The sequence below is a fragment of the Rugosibacter aromaticivorans genome, assembly GCF_000934545.1.
Classification (GTDB): Bacteria; Pseudomonadota; Gammaproteobacteria; order Burkholderiales; family Rhodocyclaceae; genus Rugosibacter; species Rugosibacter aromaticivorans.
Window position 1 is genome coordinate 1,900,902 of record NZ_CP010554.1, and the last position, 17,143, is coordinate 1,918,044.

11 protein-coding genes are annotated in these 17,143 nt (G+C 55.5%); 5 read left to right on the forward strand and 6 right to left on the reverse strand.

All coding sequences use genetic code 11. From position 1 onward, the window contains the following. Positions 1 to 10: 10 nt before the first annotated feature. From PG1C_RS09515 to PG1C_RS09540, 6 genes are all read right to left on the reverse strand, one after another. Entirely contained in the window at positions 11 to 1,252 is a 1,242-nt protein-coding gene (locus PG1C_RS09515) for an efflux RND transporter periplasmic adaptor subunit (protein ID WP_237218136.1), read from the reverse strand. Continuing rightward, the gene (locus tag PG1C_RS09520; protein WP_202634566.1) at positions 1,249 to 2,553 is read right to left on the reverse strand and encodes a TolC family protein; all 1,305 of its coding nucleotides are present in this window, start codon (positions 2,551 to 2,553) and stop codon (positions 1,249 to 1,251) included. The genes PG1C_RS09515 and PG1C_RS09520 overlap by 4 nt, the downstream gene beginning before the upstream one ends. A 99-nt stretch (positions 2,554 to 2,652) precedes the next feature. Next, a complete protein-coding gene (locus PG1C_RS09525; protein WP_202634567.1) occupies positions 2,653 to 3,000 on the reverse strand; it encodes a hypothetical protein in 348 nt (115 codons plus the stop codon). 143 nt (positions 3,001 to 3,143) lie between these two features. Then, positions 3,144 to 3,725: a hypothetical protein gene (locus PG1C_RS09530; protein WP_202634568.1), complete on the reverse strand. Its 582-nt coding sequence runs from the start codon at positions 3,723 to 3,725 to the stop codon at positions 3,144 to 3,146. 150 nt (positions 3,726 to 3,875) lie between these two features. Next, positions 3,876 to 4,220 (reverse strand): YnfA family protein, encoded by a 345-nt coding sequence (locus tag PG1C_RS09535; RefSeq protein WP_202634569.1) that lies wholly within the window; start codon positions 4,218 to 4,220, stop codon positions 3,876 to 3,878. A gap of 37 nt (positions 4,221 to 4,257) precedes the next feature. Next, positions 4,258 to 6,441 carry a heavy metal translocating P-type ATPase gene (locus PG1C_RS09540; RefSeq protein ID WP_202634570.1) on the reverse strand — a complete coding sequence of 728 codons (2,184 nt, stop codon included), beginning with the start codon at positions 6,439 to 6,441 and terminating at the stop codon, positions 4,258 to 4,260. Positions 6,442 to 6,524: 83 nt separating this feature from the next. On the opposite strand from PG1C_RS09540, the gene cadR reads away from it, so the two are divergent. From cadR to PG1C_RS09565, 5 genes are all read left to right on the forward strand, one after another. Continuing rightward, positions 6,525 to 7,004: a Cd(II)/Pb(II)-responsive transcriptional regulator gene (gene cadR, locus PG1C_RS09545; protein ID WP_479687747.1), complete on the forward strand. Its 480-nt coding sequence runs from the start codon at positions 6,525 to 6,527 to the stop codon at positions 7,002 to 7,004. Positions 7,005 to 7,009: 5 nt separating this feature from the next. Beyond that, positions 7,010 to 8,050 carry a DMT family transporter gene (locus PG1C_RS09550; RefSeq protein WP_202637010.1) on the forward strand — a complete coding sequence of 347 codons (1,041 nt, stop codon included), beginning with the start codon at positions 7,010 to 7,012 and terminating at the stop codon, positions 8,048 to 8,050. Between the two features lie 292 nt (positions 8,051 to 8,342). Next, positions 8,343 to 11,285 (forward strand): SNF2-related protein, encoded by a 2,943-nt coding sequence (locus PG1C_RS09555; protein WP_237218137.1) that lies wholly within the window; start codon positions 8,343 to 8,345, stop codon positions 11,283 to 11,285. 228 nt (positions 11,286 to 11,513) lie between these two features. Next, a complete protein-coding gene (locus PG1C_RS09560; RefSeq protein WP_202634572.1) occupies positions 11,514 to 14,624 on the forward strand; it encodes a TrlF family AAA-like ATPase in 3,111 nt (1,036 codons plus the stop codon). Positions 14,625 to 14,757: 133 nt separating this feature from the next. Next, entirely contained in the window at positions 14,758 to 17,067 is a 2,310-nt protein-coding gene (locus tag PG1C_RS09565) for a DEAD/DEAH box helicase family protein (protein WP_202634573.1), read from the forward strand. Positions 17,068 to 17,143: the final 76 nt, after the last annotated feature.

Genomic DNA, 17,143 nt, shown 5'->3' on the forward strand with positions numbered 1-17,143 from the left:
GATGGTTTCCTCACTCGCCGCCGATTTGCGATTTCAGGAGGCGTGCCTTGAGCGCGTAGGCGCCGGCAACGACTACCTGATCTCCCGTCACCAGACCGGACTTCACGATCGTGCGCCCGGAGAGCTTGTCTCCCGTTTCGATGGCGCGCGGTTCAAAGCCATCTTTGTCGGCGACGAATACCGTGGACTGTCCCTGCAACAGCAGAATCGCAGCATCGGGAACACTGAGCGCAACGCGTTTTGCGCCAGCGGTCTCAATGGTCGCCGTGGCGAACATCTCGGGTTTGAGACGCCCATCCTTGTTACCCACCTCAATGCGCGCGGCGATGGTACGGCTATCCTTGTCGAGCAGACTCGCCACATAGGTGACGCGACCGGCGAAACGTTCGCCCGGATAAGCGGCAACCGTCACTGTGGCAGCGGCTCCCGAGCGTACCTTGGCGAGCATGTCTTCGGTGAGATTGGCTTCAATCCACAGGGTAGACAGATCGGCGACGGTGAACAGGGAATCACTCGGGCTGCGCAATTCGCCCACGGTCGCCTTCTTCTCAACAACATTGCCGGCCAGAGGCGACGTCAACTGAAAGGTCGAATCCGCGCGCCCGGCCGTGGTCGATCCGCCAAGCAGGCGCACTCTGTCTTCGGCGCTGCGCAGTTCCGCCGACGATTTTTCGAATTCCGCCTTGGCGCGCAGGTAGTCGCGCTGCGAAATGATTTCGTCGGCATTGAGCGCTTCGGCGCGTTTGTAGTCCGCCTGTGCGACACGCTGGGCGGATTGCGCCTGAAGCAGCGTCGATTGCGCCTCACCGAGGGTCACGCTGTCGAGGACGGCCAGCACCTGGCCGGGACGAACACTGTCACCGAGATTGGCGGTTACGCGCACGATACGACCTTCCACGCGGGGCGCGACACGAACGATGCGATCCTGGTTGGGGTGGATCGTGGCGGTGACTGTCACAACATCGGCAAACGATTTCTGCTCAAGGGTTTCGGTCTTGACACCGGCACGTTCCAGTTCTTCCGGTGCAAGCTTGAGTCCGGCTTCGTGGTCCACTGCACCTTTGGCATCGGCTTTGGCCTCCGGCGCTTTCTGCATTTGCGCTGGCTTGTCGCTCACCTTGTCCGAGCCGCCGCAAGCGACAAGCGAGAGGGTGATGCCGGCCAACATGAATGCCACCAGCCACTTTGGGTGTGCGGCGAATGTTGATGTTCGCAAGGAATGTTGATTCACGGATTTCTTGGGGGTAGTCATTGTTTGTTTCCTTCCACGGGCCAGCCAGCAGCCAGCTCAAGTGCCACACGAGTGGCGTGATATTCGGTGAGGGCATCGATCAAATCGCGGCGTGCATCGAGCACTTGCCGATTGACGACGATCATTTCCAGCAGGCCGATCTGGCCGGCACGCTGCGACTTCAACGATAGCGATTGGTTGTCGTCAAGCGCAGGCAGTACAGACTCTCTCAAGCGCTGTACACGCGTTTCCAGACTGCTCAACTTGACCCAGAGTGTCATCACGCTGGCGCGTGTGTCACGTATGTTCGTCTGACGCTCGATCCGGGCCTGTTCCAAATCAGTGGTTGCCTGTCCGATGCCGGCCTGATTTCGCTTGAACAGCGGCAGAGGTAAAGAAACCGAAAACGTGGTCAGGCGTTCTCGTCCACCTACCGGACCTTCGCGACCGACATTGGCGCCAACGGTGATGTCCGGATAGCGGCTGGCGCGCTCAAGATTCAAGCGCGCATCGGCACTGTTCTCGCGTTCCGCGAGCGCCAGCAATCGGGGCTGCGATTCGGCGCGCGAGAGAAGGTCGGCAAGGACGTAGCTGGTACGCGTCGCCACCAGATCGCCCATGGCTTGCGGCAACCTCGCCGGTGGCATCTGCAATCGGACGCCGAGTTCGCTGCGCGCCTCCAGCAATTGTTCCTGCGCGATAGCCAATTGATTGCGCGCACGTTCGGCCTCGACGCTGGCGACGTTGGCATCGAGCCGGGTGTCCTCGCCAGCAACGCGCCGTTTCTGAATTGCCGTAGCGGTATCGTCGAACAGCTTAAGCGCTCTGGATTCGATCTCCGCGCGTTGCTGCAAGGCAAGTACACGATAGAAACCAGCCTCGACTTCGGCGCGTACCTGCTGCCTTGTAGCGGCGATCTCGGCCCGCAAGGCAGCCATTGATGCATCCGCAGCATCTTGTCGATGGCCGCGCTGACCGGCGATTTCTAGCTTCTGCGCGATGCCGCCATTCCATTCGCGATAGCGATCGGAACCAACGGGCAGCGCCACCTCGCGACGCGTCTTGTCGAGTGTTATCTCGGGATTGCTGTTAAACCAAGCCGACGCATCGGCTTGTGCGCCCTCGGCAGCCGCGAGTTCTGCGCGCTTGATTTTGAGGGCAGGATTGGCAGACTCCGCCAACGACAACGCGTTGTCGAGCGTGAGTGCGGTGAGTTCAGCAGGTGATGTGGCGGTAGCAGCGATAGGCGCGGACATTTGTGTCCAGCCCAGCGGTGAAACAAAAGCTAACGCAATGGCGAAAGCCAGCGTTTTTGTTCGCATCGAATTCTCCTTGAATGAAACGGAAAAATTCGGCGAGACGACGCGTCAGTTCAGCGTGTTGTCAATACGAAGCAACAGAGGAAAGGGACGTCCCGCCGATCAGGCGGCGAGCGTCCACTTGGGGCGTTCCGGTTCGCGTGCGGGAACCGAGGACATGACCTCAAGGAAGGAAGAGGAATTGATGGATGGCAGCAGCGACGCAAAAATGGGATGTAAAGCGGGAGGAAGAATCACGCCGCCCAGATGACAGTAGGCGCAATCGTCATCCACGCCGCCCGGTATCTTGCCCTTGAATTTGCCGCCATCCTGATGTTGATGTGCATGGTGACCGATATGCTTCGCGGCGGCCCCCTGTTCATGCTGGCAATAGCTGACGGACGGCACCGCCCATGCCATCTGGAGCGGCATGACGACCAACAGAAACAGCAGGACGAGGCGTTTCAACATGGTGCGATTGTATCATAACTAGTGGACAAGACTTTCGGGATGCTGCGATGTCATAGCGTCGTCCGCTTCCCGGACACCGGCGCGGCGTACCCAGCGCTTAATGAATGTTGGCCGGTATCGGGGGAGGAAATCAAGACTTCTTGTTAAGGTGACGGCTGCATCATCATTTGATTCTGATGCTGCATCATGTGATCCATCATCATCTGCTGCATGCCCATGTACCTGTCCATCATGTACTGGCGTTGCTTCATCTGTTCGGGAGTTTGCTTGATGTAGTAGTCCTTGGAGTCCTGCCACCCCATCATGTGGCCGTTCCCCATCATCCCCATGCCCGTTCCTGAACCACCCATGCAACAGCCTCCGTTCATCATGTGGCCATTGCCCATCATGTGACCGCCCATCATCATGCCGTTGCCCATCATCGGGCCGCCCATGCAACAGCCCATCATGCCGTTCATCATCCCCATGTTGGCCTGCATGGTCGTCCAGTGTTCCTGCATCAGCTTTTGTCGCTCCTGCGGGTCCTGGGTCTTGCCGAGCTTGTCCATTTGCTCCTGCATCTTCTTCATGTTCTCCTGCGCCTGCGCCATCTGCTTGTCGAAATCGGTCACGCTGGGTGCCGCTGTCTTCGCTTGGACGCTTTTGTCGGCGACAGACTGCGCCATGGCGGGAGCGGCCAAAAGCGCAATAGCGGTAAACGCGACAATCAAAGTCATCTGTTTCATTTCAGTTCTCCTTGGAATTGAGATAACACCGTATAGCCCGGGACGGGCCCCGTTCCAAGTTTCCGCTCGCTGCTCATGGAGACCTTGATCCATGTCAACTCAGGCACGGTAAAGCCCACCCATTGCCGCAATCGGACACTCTTCGAACGCTCAAACTTTTGCCGTCACACCAGGTTGCATGACGATAATGACCATGCCGGCCAGCGCCACGGCTACGCCGGCAATATCCCATGGCGTGGGCGTAACGCCTTCGATCAGCCATAACCAAGCCAACGCCACCGCGATGTATATGCCGCCATACGCGGCATAAGTACGTCCAGCGGCAAACGGGTGCAGGGTCAGCAACCACGCAAACAGCGCAAGCGACAACACCGCCGGCAGCAACAGCCAAATGGATTTTTCTTGCTTGAGCACCAGCCACGGCAGGTAACAACCCACGATCTCCGCGACAGCGGTAATCACGAACAGGGCGAACGTTCTGAACAACTCTGTCATTGTGGTCTCCCAAGTTCAATAACGACTACGATTCGATTTACTTACCCGTGAATCGTAGCAAACGCAATCCGTTCGCGACGACCAGCAGACTCGCCCCCATGTCGGCGAAGACCGCCATCCACAGCGTCGCCTTGCCCATGAACACCAGCACGATGAACACCGCCTTGATGGCAAGCGCAAGCGCGATGTTCTGTTTCAGCACGGCGGCGGTTTTGCGGGACAGGCGGATGAACAGCGGAATCTTGCGCAGGTCGTCGTCCATCAAGGCAACATCGGCGGTCTCGATCGCGGTACCGGTGCCGGCGGCACCCATCGCGAAGCCGATATCGGCGCCGGCCAATGCCGGGGCATCGTTGATGCCGTCGCCCACCATGCCAACTTTGTCGCTCGGCCCAAGCAGGGCTTTGATGGTATCGAGCTTGTCGGTCGGCAGCAGGTTGCCGCGCGCTTCGTCGATGCCGACTGCGGCGGCAATGGCCTCTGCTGTATGTACATTGTCCCCGGTCAGCATGACCGTCCTGACCTTCAGTGCATGCAGGTCGGCAATCGCAGCCCGGCTGCTGTCTTTCACGGTATCGGCCACGGCAAAAAGCGCGAGTACTTCGGTTTCGCTTATCAGCATGACAACGGTCTTGCCCTGTCTTTCGAGCGCATTGAGCTTGGTTTCCAAGGCGGGCGAACAACGGCCGAGGTCTTCGACCAGTTGATGGTTGCCCAACTGGTAGCGCCGGCCCGCGATGCGACCCTCGACGCCGCGTCCCGGAATCGCGGCGAAGTCTTCGACTTCATCGGTGCCAATCCCGTCGTCTTGCGCTTGCCGCGCGACGGCCCGCGATACCGGATGATCGGAACGCGCGGTGAGACTGGCGGCGAGACGGCGCACGGAAGCGTCATCGGTTCCGGCGATGCGTTCAAAATCCGTCTGCACCGGCTTGCCATGGGTGATGGTGCCGGTCTTGTCCAGCGCCAATACCGACAGGCCGCCGCCCTGTTCGAGATAGACGCCACCCTTGATCAGAATGCCGTGACGGGCTGCAGCGGCGAGCCCGCTGACGATGGTGACCGGCGTCGAAATCACCAGCGCGCAAGGACAGGCGATCACCAGCAGCACCAGCGCGCGGTAGATCGCATCGAACCACGGCGTGCCCAGGGCCAGCGGGGGAATGAGCGCCATGGCGAGCGCGATGGTGCAGACAACCGGTGTATAGATACGGGCAAAGCGATCAACAAAACGCTGCGTTGGCGCACGCGCGCCTTGTGCTTCCTCCACCGCGTGAATGATGCGAGAGAGCGTTGACTGGGCGGCAATCGCGGTGACACGATATTCGCATGACCCCGCTTCGTTGATGGTGCCGGCGTACACCGGATCGCCGATGGTCTTTTCCACCGGCAGGCTCTCGCCGGTGATCGGCGCCTGGTTGATCGTGGTACTGCCGGAAATGATTTGTCCATCCAGCGCAATGCGTTCCCCCGGTCGCAGGCGAACAACGGCATCCAGCGCCACACTTGCCGCTTCCACTTCGACCCAGGTGCCATCGGCCTGCTTTACCGTCGCTTTATCCGGCGCGAGTGCCATCAATCCGCGAATTGCATTGCGCGCCCGGTCGAGGGATTTGGCCTCGATCACTTCGGCCAGCGCGAACAGGAACATGACCATCGCCGCCTCGGGCCACTCGCCGATCAACGCCGCGCCGGTGACGGCAATCGACATCAACGCATTAATGTTGATGTTCAGATTCTTGAGCGCAATCCAGCCCTTCTTGTAGGTAGGCAAACCGCCGATCATGATCGCCAACAGGGCGAGCACAATTTCCGCCGTGTGATTGCCGCCATCGAACCAATGCACAACCTCGGCCGCCGTGGCGGCAATGCCTGAGACGGCGAGCGGCCACCAGGGCATCTTTGCGGGGGGTAGGTTTTCTGATGCGGACGCGGATTCGCCATTGACCAACTTGGCGTCCATCCCAAGTGACTGAATAGCTGCTATTGCAGGAGCCAGGGCCTCGGGCGCATGGCTCAGATACAGCGTGCGCTGCATCAGATTGAACTCCAGCGCCGCGATGCCGGGCATGCGGCCCAACTTGTCGCGGATCAACTGCTCTTCGGTGGGACAGTCCATCTGCTCGATACGCAATGCCGTCTGCTGCTCTCCAACCCCTGCCAACTGCTGCTTTGGATCGCTCGGCACGGCTGGATTTTTTCCGCAACAATGGTCGCTCATGGCAAAAGCCCTGCTGGATGTTTATTCATTTGCGCATTTCACACCCTATAGCTACTATAGAGTCAAGCACTTTGAGGAATTTCATGATGACTACCGGTTTGAAGATCGGCGAACTCGCCGAGAAAACAGATTGTCCGGTGCAAACCATCCGCTACTACGAACGCGAAGGTTTGCTGCCGGAACCGGCACGAACCGAAGGCAACTATCGGCTGTACGGTGATACGCATCTTGAGCGTCTGTCCATTATTCGACGTTGTCGCTCGCTCGACATGACCCTTGATGAGATTCGTACCTTGCTCAGGTTCCGCGATGCCCCGGAAGAAAACTGCGCTGAGGTAAACATTTTGCTTGACTCGCATATCGGTCATGTTGCGGCACGAATTTCCGAATTGAAGGCGCTTGAGAAGGAGCTGAAGCAATTGCGCCAGACGTGCAATGAAGTAAATGCAGCCAAGGATTGTGGAATCTTGAACAATCTGGCGACCGAATCGGCTGCGCCGGCAAGATCAAAGAAAACGAAGACCGGCCATGTGCATGGGTCTCACGCGCGGAGTGCCAATTGAACTTCATGGCTGGACTGCGGCAACCAGGAGTGCTGGCTGCACTTGGTGCAGCCTTGCTGTTCGGTGCGGGAACGCCACTGGCAAAACTGCTGCTCAACACAGTAAGTCCGTGGTTACTGGCAGGCTTGCTCTATCTCGGTTCCGGGCTTGGCCTCACCGTGTATCGCTATCTCACCCGTGCGCCCGTGGTGAAACTGCCGCGTCATGAGGCACCGTGGTTTGCCGGGGCAATTTTGGCAGGGGGCATCGTTGGCCCCGTTCTGTTGATGCTGGGACTGACGCGCTTGCCAGCCTCCGGTGCCTCTCTCCTGCTCAATGCGGAAGGCGTGTTCACCGCGTTGCTCGCATGGTTCGTCTTCAAGGAAAACTTCGACCGGCGCATTGCATTCGGAATGCTCGCCATCGTGGCGGGAGCCGCTGTGCTTAGCTGGAATGGAGAAGCCCGCTTTGCAGAAATGTGGCCCACGGTTGCAGTTCTTGGTGCATGTCTCGCGTGGGGCATCGACAACAATCTCACGCGCAAGGTATCGCTATCCGATGCCACTTGGATCGCATCGATCAAGGGGTTGGTGGCAGGCACGGTTAATCTGTTGATTGCCCTGCTTATCGGCGCGGCATGGTCGCCCTTGCCGAATGTCTTGAGTGCAATGATGGTGGGACTGCTGGCCTACGGCGTCAGTCTTTCTTTGTTCGTGCTCGCCTTGCGCCATCTTGGTACCGCACGTACCGGCGCTTATTTTTCTGTCGCGCCATTCTTCGGGGCGGTGCTTGCCGTGCTGATGGGAGAGGCGGTCACGATGCCATTACTTGTAGCCGGTGCATTAATGGCGATAGGGACCTGGCTGCATCTGACCGAGCACCATACGCATAAACACACGCACGAAGAAATACTGCATGACCACGAACATGTCCACGACGAACATCATCAACATGTACACGACAGTCCGGTAACGCCTGGTGTCAAACATCGCCATTCACATCGACACGTGCCATTGATCCATACGCATTTGCACTTTCCGGATATGCACCATCGACATCGTCATTGAATGTCGTAGGTACGTAAACTGCAGTAGCTGGTCGGCAGCTCACCAGCGAACTTCTCCAATTAGTCCACGAGCGTACTCGTCCCCCAGTATTGCAATGTTCCGGCACTTTTGACCCTATTTGGGCGGGCGCCCGACGGAACCCTTCGACAGTCGAATTCGCTGCATAATCTGATAAAAATGACATACGAAATCTACGAAAGCATCTTTCCGCCAAATGCCAAACCATAGCTATAGCCCTCATCAGCTTGCGTATTTCGCTCGCAAACTGACTCTGAAGGCTGCCACGGACTCGATGGACAGCATGGCTGGGGCGCTGCTGGACGCTCAGGTTGACCTCAATCCACACCAAATAGATGCGGCCCTCTTCGCGACGAGCAATCCGCTATCCAGGGGCGTCATCCTGGCCGATGAAGTAGGTCTCGGCAAAACCATTGAGGCGGGCTTGCTGATTGCGCAAAAATGGGCCGAACGCAAACGTCGCATCCTCATCATCGTTCCCGCCAATCTGCGTAAGCAATGGCATCAGGAATTGGCAGACAAATTCGGCCTGCCAGCGATGATCCTGGAAGCCAAGTCATTCCGGCAGGCCAGCAAGGATGGCAGCACAAACCCCTTTGATGCCACCTTTAGCAATGGATCGGGGAATGGCCTTGGTCGCGACAAAATCGTTATCTGCTCCTATCAGTTTGCGGCGGGCAAGGCCCAGGCCGTCAAGGATGTGGCGTGGGATTTGGTGGTCGTCGATGAAGCCCATCGCCTGCGCAACGTCTACAAGCCGGACAACAAAACCGCTCGCATCCTGCGTGATGCGCTGTCACATACGCGCAAGGTATTCCTGACTGCCACACCACTTCAGAATTCTCTGTTGGAACTTTACGGCCTCGTGAGCTTTATTGACGACCGGGTTTTTGGTGATCTGGATAGTTTCCGTACTCAGTTTTCCCAATTGCGCGACCCCGGCAGCTTTGAGGCACTGAAACAACGTATCAGCCCTATTTGCAAGCGCACCCTGCGGCGTCAAGTCGAGGCTTACGTCAAATACACACGGCGTATTCCGCTGCTGCGCGAGTTCAAACCCGGCGACGACGAAACCCGGCTCTACAACCTGGTGACCGAATACCTCCAACGCGACAGCCTGTTCGCCTTGCCTAACAGCCAGCGGCAGCTTATTACCTTAGTGCTGCGCAAGTTGCTCGCCTCCAGCAGCTTTGCCATCGCGGGTGCTCTGGAATCGCTAATACGCCGCCTACAGCAAACGCTCGATGAAAAGGCTGCGCCAGCACCCTTAATCGACGAACTAAATCAAGACTACGAATCACTGGACGAAACGGCAGATGAGTTAGGTGCGGAAGCGGCCGAAGAAGAAAAGATCAAAACCGCTCAACAGATTGCTGCCATTCGAGCGGAAATTGCCGATCTTGACGGTTTTCGGCAGTTGGCAATCTCGATTACCGAGAATGCCAAGGGCATCGCCCTGCTGCAAGCGCTCAAGGTTGCTTTCGTGCGTTTACAGGAATTGGGCGCGGCGAAGAAAGCCATCATCTTCACGGAATCCCGCCGCACCCAAGACTATCTGCTGTCGCTCTTGTCAAAAACCGAATACGCCGATGGTGTCGTGCTCTTCAACGGCAGCAATAACGACCCCATCTCACGCCGCGTGTACGCCGAATGGATGGAGCGCAACAAGGGCACGGATCGGGTGTCGGGTTCACGCAGTGCGGATACGCGCGCTGCGCTGGTCGATTATTTCCGTAACAACGAAAATCCCGGCGGCACCATCATGATCGCCACCGAAGCCGGGGCCGAGGGCATCAATCTCCAGTTCTGCTCCTTGGTGATCAACTACGACCTGCCCTGGAATCCACAGCGAATAGAACAGCGCATTGGCCGCTGTCACCGTTATGGGCAAAAGCATGACGTGGTCGTGGTGAACTTCCTCAACCGTGATAACGAGGCGGATCGCCGCGTTTATGAATTGCTCGACCAAAAATTCCAGCTATTCGATGGTGTATTCGGCGCCAGCGACGAGGTGCTGGGCGCCGTGGAATCCGGTGTCGATTTTGAGCGCCGCATTGCCGACATCTACCAGAATTGCCGCCACCCCAACGACATTCATACCGCCTTCGAGCAACTCCAACTCGATCTGGCGGGGGAAATCAGCGACGCAATGCTTAACGCGCGCAAGTCATTGCTGGAAAACTTCGATGAAGTGGTGCAGGAGCGCCTGAAAATTGCCAAGCGCGATGCCGCCAGCAGCCTTGATCGACTGGAGCGCCTGCTGATGCGCTTCACCCGCGCCATGCTCGACGGCCACGCCGAATTCGAGGGCGATGCACTGGCATTCACCCTTACCCATGTTCCTTCCGTTATTACGAACATGGGCGATGTCAGTGGCGAGCATATTCCGCTCGGCCGCTACGAACTGCCCCGCCGCAGCGAGGAAGCGCATATCTATCGCCTCCAGCATCCGCTGGCGCAGAATCTGTTGCGGGCAGCACTACGGCAACCGCTCGAACCCACCAGACTTCATCTGGATTATGACGCCTATGGATTAAAGGTCTCGGTACTGGAAGCGTTAAGAGGGCAGCAAGGTATCGCCGCCGTTCAACTGTTGCGGGTGGAATCGCTGGGGGCAACCGAGGAATATCTGCTGGCGGCTGGTTGGACTGACCACCAGGCGCTCGATGCTGAAATAACCGAAAAGCTGCTGGCCCTGCCGGGCCACGCAGAAAGCCTGCCGCGAGTGGACACACCGCCAACACAGGCCGCGCTCTCGTCAGCACTTGCCAGCAGCGAACAGCCACCGCTGGATTTCGCCGCCGCACACGTGGCAATACCCGAAGCACTGCGGCAGGAACTGGCCGGACAAAAAGCCGTCATCATCGGCAACATTGAGCGGCGCAACCTTGGCCTGTTTTCCGACGAAACTGAAAAACTCGATGCCTGGGCCGACGACCTCAAGGTAGGCCTTGAACGCGAAATCAAGGAACTGGACCGGCGCATCAAGGAAATCCGCACCAAGAGCAAGGGCGCGGCAACACTCTCGGAAAAACTGGACGCACAAAAAGACCAGCGCGAACTTGAAGGGCAGCGAGACAAGAAACGGCGTGAGTTATTTACCCGCCAGGATGAAATTCAAGCCCGGCGCGACCGTTTGATCGATGAACTTGAGGGGCAATTGCAGCAAAACATCGTCATGGCCGATTTGTTTTCCTGTCATTGGACATTGACATGAAGTAGCTCGCCCCTTGAGCCTGTCATTGAGTAAACTGGACATGCAAAGGGAACAGGTCGAAATTTGAAGCGATTATCCAAAGCAGAGTCAGATTCGATAGATGGTGATTTGCAGGGAATTGAGGGCAAGTCGTTGCAGGTGATTGAAGGGCTAGAACTTCCGATGCTTACGAGCGATGGTATTACTCGGTAAGTGTTCATATTTGCAACGACGTAAGGGGGCAAGGAAATGGCGGAATTAAGCACGTATCCAAGGGGCGCTGAATGGCGCCAGTGGGATTTGCATATTCACTCTCCAGCGTCTTTTCATTGGGATGGGGCACGCTTTGATGCTGATCCTAACGCGTCCGAAAATACATTACTCATAGATCAGATGATCGAGGCGCTGAACTCGGCAGCGCCGGCTGTTTACGCGCTAATGGACTATTGGACTTTCGATGGATGGTTTGCCTTAAAAAAAAGACTTGCTCAAAAGGGCGCGCCTAAGCTAGAAAAAGTTGTATTTCCAGGCATAGAACTGAGGCTAATGGCCCCAATGGATGGCAGGCTGAATGCTCACGTTATTTTTTCTGATTCAACACCAGATCAGATTCTATTGGATTTCAAATCTGCGCTGACCGTGGAGTTGATCAATTCGCCACTATCAAATCATGCTCTGATTGAATTGGCTCGAAAAAAGGTGGGGGAGGACAAACTTAAGCATCATGGTTTCATAAAATCTGAGGTTGATAGCAACGACGCAACCGCCTTGCGTGCAGGTTCGACAATTGCAGAAATCAATTGTGATAGCTATAAGCGCGCCCTCGAAAGGATTCCGCAAGGCAGCGCGGTCGGTTTTATGCCATTCAGCACTAGCGATGGACTCGATGAAATCAAGTGGCAAGAGCACTATGCATACGTATTGGGCTTGTTTAACTCGTCGCCAATCTTCGAGACTCGGAACTCAGACCTTTGGGCTGCGTTCGCAGGCGTGAGAACTGCAAAAAATGCTAAATGGCTTGACAACTTCCAGTATGCGTTAAGTAACACACCGCGATTAGCGGTTTCAGGTAGCGATGCGCACCGGTTCAAGGGAACAGCGAACAACGATCAAAGGGGCTACGGGGATTTTCCAACTGGAAAAGCAACGTGGATTAAAGCCGACCCAACTTTCTTGGGACTGCTTCAGGCAATCAAAGAGCCTGCCAAGCGGTGCCACATTGGAGATATTCCGGACAAGCTGCAAAGCATCAATCAAAGCAAAACTTATTTCATTGATCGAGTAGAAGTGAGAAAAATGGTGGGGTCAAAGGTTGAGGGAAATTGGTTATCCGATTGCAACCTTCCGCTAAATCCTGACCTTATCGCAATCATTGGAAATAAGGGGAGTGGCAAAAGTGCGCTCGCTGATGTAATTGCTCTATTGGGAAATACTAGGCAACGAGAGCACCTCTCATTTCTGTCCTCGAAGCGATTTCGGGCTAAACCTAAGGAGTTGGCTAAACACTTTCAAGGCCAAATTACGTGGTTAGACGATTCCAAGAGCGCTGTCGTTTCCCTTAACGATGATCCTGACCCGACTGCCGTAGAAATGGTTCGCTACATCCCGCAGCTCCGTTTCGAGAAACTCTGCAATGACCATGTCTCCGGCGTCTCAGATGTCTTTGAAAAGGAGCTCAGGGCCGTTATCTTTGACCACACAAATCCGGCAATTCGTCAGAAAGCACTCGATTTCGATCAACTGACTGAGCAGCAGGAACGTAGCTATCGCGACCAGTTGGGCGAGCTCCGAAAAGATCTCCGTCGCTTAAATCTTGAGATCGAATCAATGGAAGCGCAACTTCAGCCAGAAGTCAGAAAAACTCTGGAAGAGCAATGGGCGCAAAAGAACAAACAAATTGAAGAGCATGACAAAATCAAGCCAGTCGTGGAAACAAAGCCGTCAGATCAACTAACTCCAGATCAGGAGATAGCGATCAAAAGACTGGATGAGATTGCCGCTAGTCTAAAGCAGCTTGATGACGACGAGAAATTGAATATCACCAATGACGCGCTCATTGCAACAAAAATAAGGTCCGCGCAGTCTGTCCGGGAACGTGTCCGCATCCTGCAAAGACAGTACCAACAATTTGGGGAAGAAACTGCCCAGGACCTTCAAGTGCTAGGTATTCAGCAGCCTGATATCGCTGACATCAAGATTGATGAAGGTGTTTTGTTGGCATTGATTAATAGTCTGCCTACGGACAGAGATCGGTTTGTAGCTAACGGTGTGCAAATCGTCCAAAAGAAGCAAGCTTTAAGCGAGGAACAAGGCAACCTTCGAGCAAAATTGAATGAGCCTCTGCAGAGGCATCAACAGAGCGTCAACGCGCTAGAGGCATGGGGAAAGAGACGCGTAGAGTTAGTTGGTGCGGCTGATATTCCGGAATCGTTAAGTGGCGTTGCAGCGCGGTTGGAACAACTAGATAATCTTCCGGCCAGTTTGAGCGATCGAGGTAAGAAGAGGGATGAAATTTCGGGGGAAATCTTCGATGTGCTTGAGAAGCAACGACTTGCTCGGGAGCAGTTGTTTGCTCCGGTTCAAGATGTTATCCAGAACAATCAGTTAATAAGGGACGAATATAAGTTGCAATTTCAGGCTACTTTAGGCGGGTCGGCAGAAGCACTGGCGACCGCACTATTCAATCTAATAAAGCAAACTGCGAGCGCGTTCCGCGAAGGTGAAGGTGTTGCAGTAGTTAAGCGAATCGCCGAACAACTAGACTTGGGCAAAAAAGAGGATGTGCTAAAGCTGATTTCAGAAATTCATGCCAAGGTAGCGACCGCTGCAAGCTCGGGAAATTCAAGTGGGATCGGAATATCATCCATATTGAAAGCCGGTCGTTCACAGAGTGGCGGCAATATTAGCTCCGCTGACGTTTACGACCTACTGTATGGGCTCGCCTTCTTGGAGCCCAGGTATTCCCTGCTCTATCAAGACACACAAATCGAACAACTTTCACCCGGTCAGCGGGGTGCTTTGTTGCTCATTTTTTATTTGTTAGTCGATAAGGGGACCAATCCAATCATTCTTGATCAGCCCGAGGAGAATCTCGATAACGAAACTGTTTTCAGTCTATTGGTTCCAGTTCTTACCGAGGCAAAGAAGAAGCGTCAGGTAATTATGGTGACTCACAATCCAAACCTGGCTGTAGTTTGCGATGCGGAGCAGGTGATCTATTCGTCTTTTGACCGAAAGAATGGTGCGACGATCAAATATGTTCCCGGCTCAATTGAGAGCCCGGTGATCAATAAGCATGTAGTAAACGTGCTCGAAGGCACCAAAGTCGCGTTTGATAATCGTCGAAACAAATATCATTAGTGATGATCAAGAATCAAAAATTAGAACTCACCTGGATCGGTAAGGATGTGCGGCCCAAGTTGGAGCCGCGCATTCTGCTGGAAGACTCCACGAAGAGTTATCACGCCAAGCACCGGATATCGCCGAGTTTGCGGTGACGCCTCCGGAAGTAGTCACGGGCGACAACTACGAGCAGCGCGGCACCAAAAGCCTGCTCGGTGGCATCGAGATCAATATTTTCAACATCTCAAAAATCAATACTGAAGTGCGCGGCGGTAAATCTCCACGCATCAAGCGTCTATCCGAATATCTGGGGCAGAGTTATTTCGACTACCTTGCGGCCCTGCCCGATCTGGTGCTGCTGATGGATGAGTCGCATCGTTATCGCGCCGGTGCCGGGGTGCGGGCACTGAATGAACTCAAACCGGTGCTGAGCCTGGAACTGACGGCGACGCCTTTTACCGAATCCCCTCGTGGGCCGGTGCCATTCAAGAACGTGGTGATGGACTATCCATTGGCGCGGGCTATCGAAGACGGCTTCGTCAAGGAACCTGCCGTCGTTACCCAGCAGAACTTCGACCCCTCAGCGCACAGCGCGGAACAACTTGAGCGCATCAAGTTGATGGACGGCGTGCGGGTTCACGAAGAAACCAAAGTGCATCTACTGACTTACGCGCAGCAGAAAGGTGAAAAGCCGGTCAAGCCTTTCATGCTGGTGATCGCCCGCGATACCACTCATGCCAGCCAATTGATGCAGCTTATCTCGGGGGAGTTATTCGCGGGGCGCTACGCCGGCAAGGTGATTCAGGTCGATAGTGGCACCACCAGTGGCGCGGAAGGTGATGAGATTGTGCAAAAGCTGCTCGCGGTAGAAAGCTACGACGAACCGACCGAAATCGTTATCCACGTCAACATGCTGAAAGAAGGCTGGGACGTAACCAATCTCTACACCATCGTTCCACTACGGGCGGCGAATGCGCGCACGCTGATTGAGCAATCCATCGGTCGCGGCCTGCGCCTGCCTTATGGTCGCAAGACCGGCGTGGAAGTGGTGGATCGGCTCAACATCATCGCCCACGACAGATTCCAGGAAGTGGTGGCTGAGGCTGGGCGCGGCGATTCACCCATACGGTTGAAGGAACTCAAACTCGATCCAATTGGCGATACGCTGGGCGGACTGCGCAGCGTGGCCGTGACGCCAACGATCAACACACTATTGGGGCTCGGCGCCGTGCCGGATAGTGCGACACCAGCGTCTTATGCAGCCGGTGGGGCACCGACGACGGCGATGTACACCGGAGAACAAACCCGTGTGGTGCAGCTGGCAATGGATGTCATCAACGAACTCAGCCGTGATCGCGGGTTGTTGCCAAACAGCGCCGCCTTGCGCAATCCCGACGTACAGCAGGAAATCGTGCGCCGGGTCGAAGCGCGGATGACGCCCCAGCAGACAGAGTTGCTCCCTGCAGATGGGCCGGCAATTGCCAGCATAGCCATTGGTACTGCGGAAGCAGTAGCGGATTACACCATCGACATTCCACGCATCCTGGTCAAACCCAAGGGCACCATACAAAGCGGTTACAAACCATTCGATCTTGATGTATCGCGAATGAGCTTTCAGCCACAGGATCAGCAGTTGGTCGGTCGCGGCCTTCAGACAGGCAAAGATGTGCTCTATGGACAGTCTTCAACCATTGCCGAATTACGGCCAGAGGACTACATCGTCCGCGAGTTGATCGGCTTCGATGATATTTCCTATGATGACCATGCAGAACTTATCTACGGACTCGCCAGTCAGGCGGTTGCGCACTTCAAGGGTTATTTGAAGACCGATGCCGAACTGCATAACGTGCTGGCGAATCAGAGTAAGGCGATTGCTGAAAATATCAACGCCCAGATGTCGGAACACTATTACTACAAAGGCAATGGTGAATCCGAGGTCGTGATCAGCCAAGGATTTACGCCGTTGAAGTCCAGCGCGGTCAATACGTCAGGCGAAGTTAAACCGCTCCATTGGAGCCCTGATGACAAACGCACCATTTCCCAATATGTCTATGGCGGATTTTCACGATGCGCTTACGACATGCAAAAATTCCATTCCGATACCGAGCGCATTCTTGCGCAGATACTGGAGCGTGACGCCTTGCGCTGGTTCCGCCCCGTATCGGGCCAATTCAACATCTATTACTGGCGCGGCAGAGAACAGCCGGAATACATCCCTGACTTTGTAGCTGCTACACCTGATGCAAATCTCCTGATCGAAACCAAGGCGGCGAAGGATATGACAGACGCCGAAGTCAATGCCAAAGCGGAAGCGGCGATTACGTGGTGCAAGCACGCCAGCGACTATTCCGCAGCACAAGGTGGCAAGCCATGGCGCTATCTTCTCATCCCGCATGATGCAGTCGCAGTCAATGCGACATTGCCGGCATTGGTCAGCCGATTCACGGTCGGCACTAAATAACTCGTCGATCTGATCGATCCTTAGTCGCCAATTGGCGACATGTAAGGATGCGATGAAATCAGCATTTATTCATGCC

What these genes read in the sequence shown, in the direction of transcription:
- PG1C_RS09515 (WP_237218136.1), bottom strand. Translation starts at nt 1,252, where the DNA reads ATGACTACCCCCAAGAAATCCGTGAATCAACATTCCTTGCGAACATCA.
- PG1C_RS09520 (WP_202634566.1), bottom strand. Translation starts at nt 2,553, where the DNA reads ATGCGAACAAAAACGCTGGCTTTCGCCATTGCGTTAGCTTTTGTTTCA.
- PG1C_RS09525 (WP_202634567.1), bottom strand. Translation starts at nt 3,000, where the DNA reads ATGTTGAAACGCCTCGTCCTGCTGTTTCTGTTGGTCGTCATGCCGCTC.
- PG1C_RS09530 (WP_202634568.1), bottom strand. Translation starts at nt 3,725, where the DNA reads ATGAAACAGATGACTTTGATTGTCGCGTTTACCGCTATTGCGCTTTTG.
- PG1C_RS09535 (WP_202634569.1), bottom strand. Translation starts at nt 4,220, where the DNA reads ATGACAGAGTTGTTCAGAACGTTCGCCCTGTTCGTGATTACCGCTGTC.
- PG1C_RS09540 (WP_202634570.1), bottom strand. Translation starts at nt 6,441, where the DNA reads ATGAGCGACCATTGTTGCGGAAAAAATCCAGCCGTGCCGAGCGATCCA.
- cadR (WP_479687747.1), top strand. Translation starts at nt 6,525, where the DNA reads ATGATGACTACCGGTTTGAAGATCGGCGAACTCGCCGAGAAAACAGAT.
- PG1C_RS09550 (WP_202637010.1), top strand. Translation starts at nt 7,010, where the DNA reads ATGGCTGGACTGCGGCAACCAGGAGTGCTGGCTGCACTTGGTGCAGCC.
- PG1C_RS09555 (WP_237218137.1), top strand. Translation starts at nt 8,343, where the DNA reads ATGGACAGCATGGCTGGGGCGCTGCTGGACGCTCAGGTTGACCTCAAT.
- PG1C_RS09560 (WP_202634572.1), top strand. Translation starts at nt 11,514, where the DNA reads ATGGCGGAATTAAGCACGTATCCAAGGGGCGCTGAATGGCGCCAGTGG.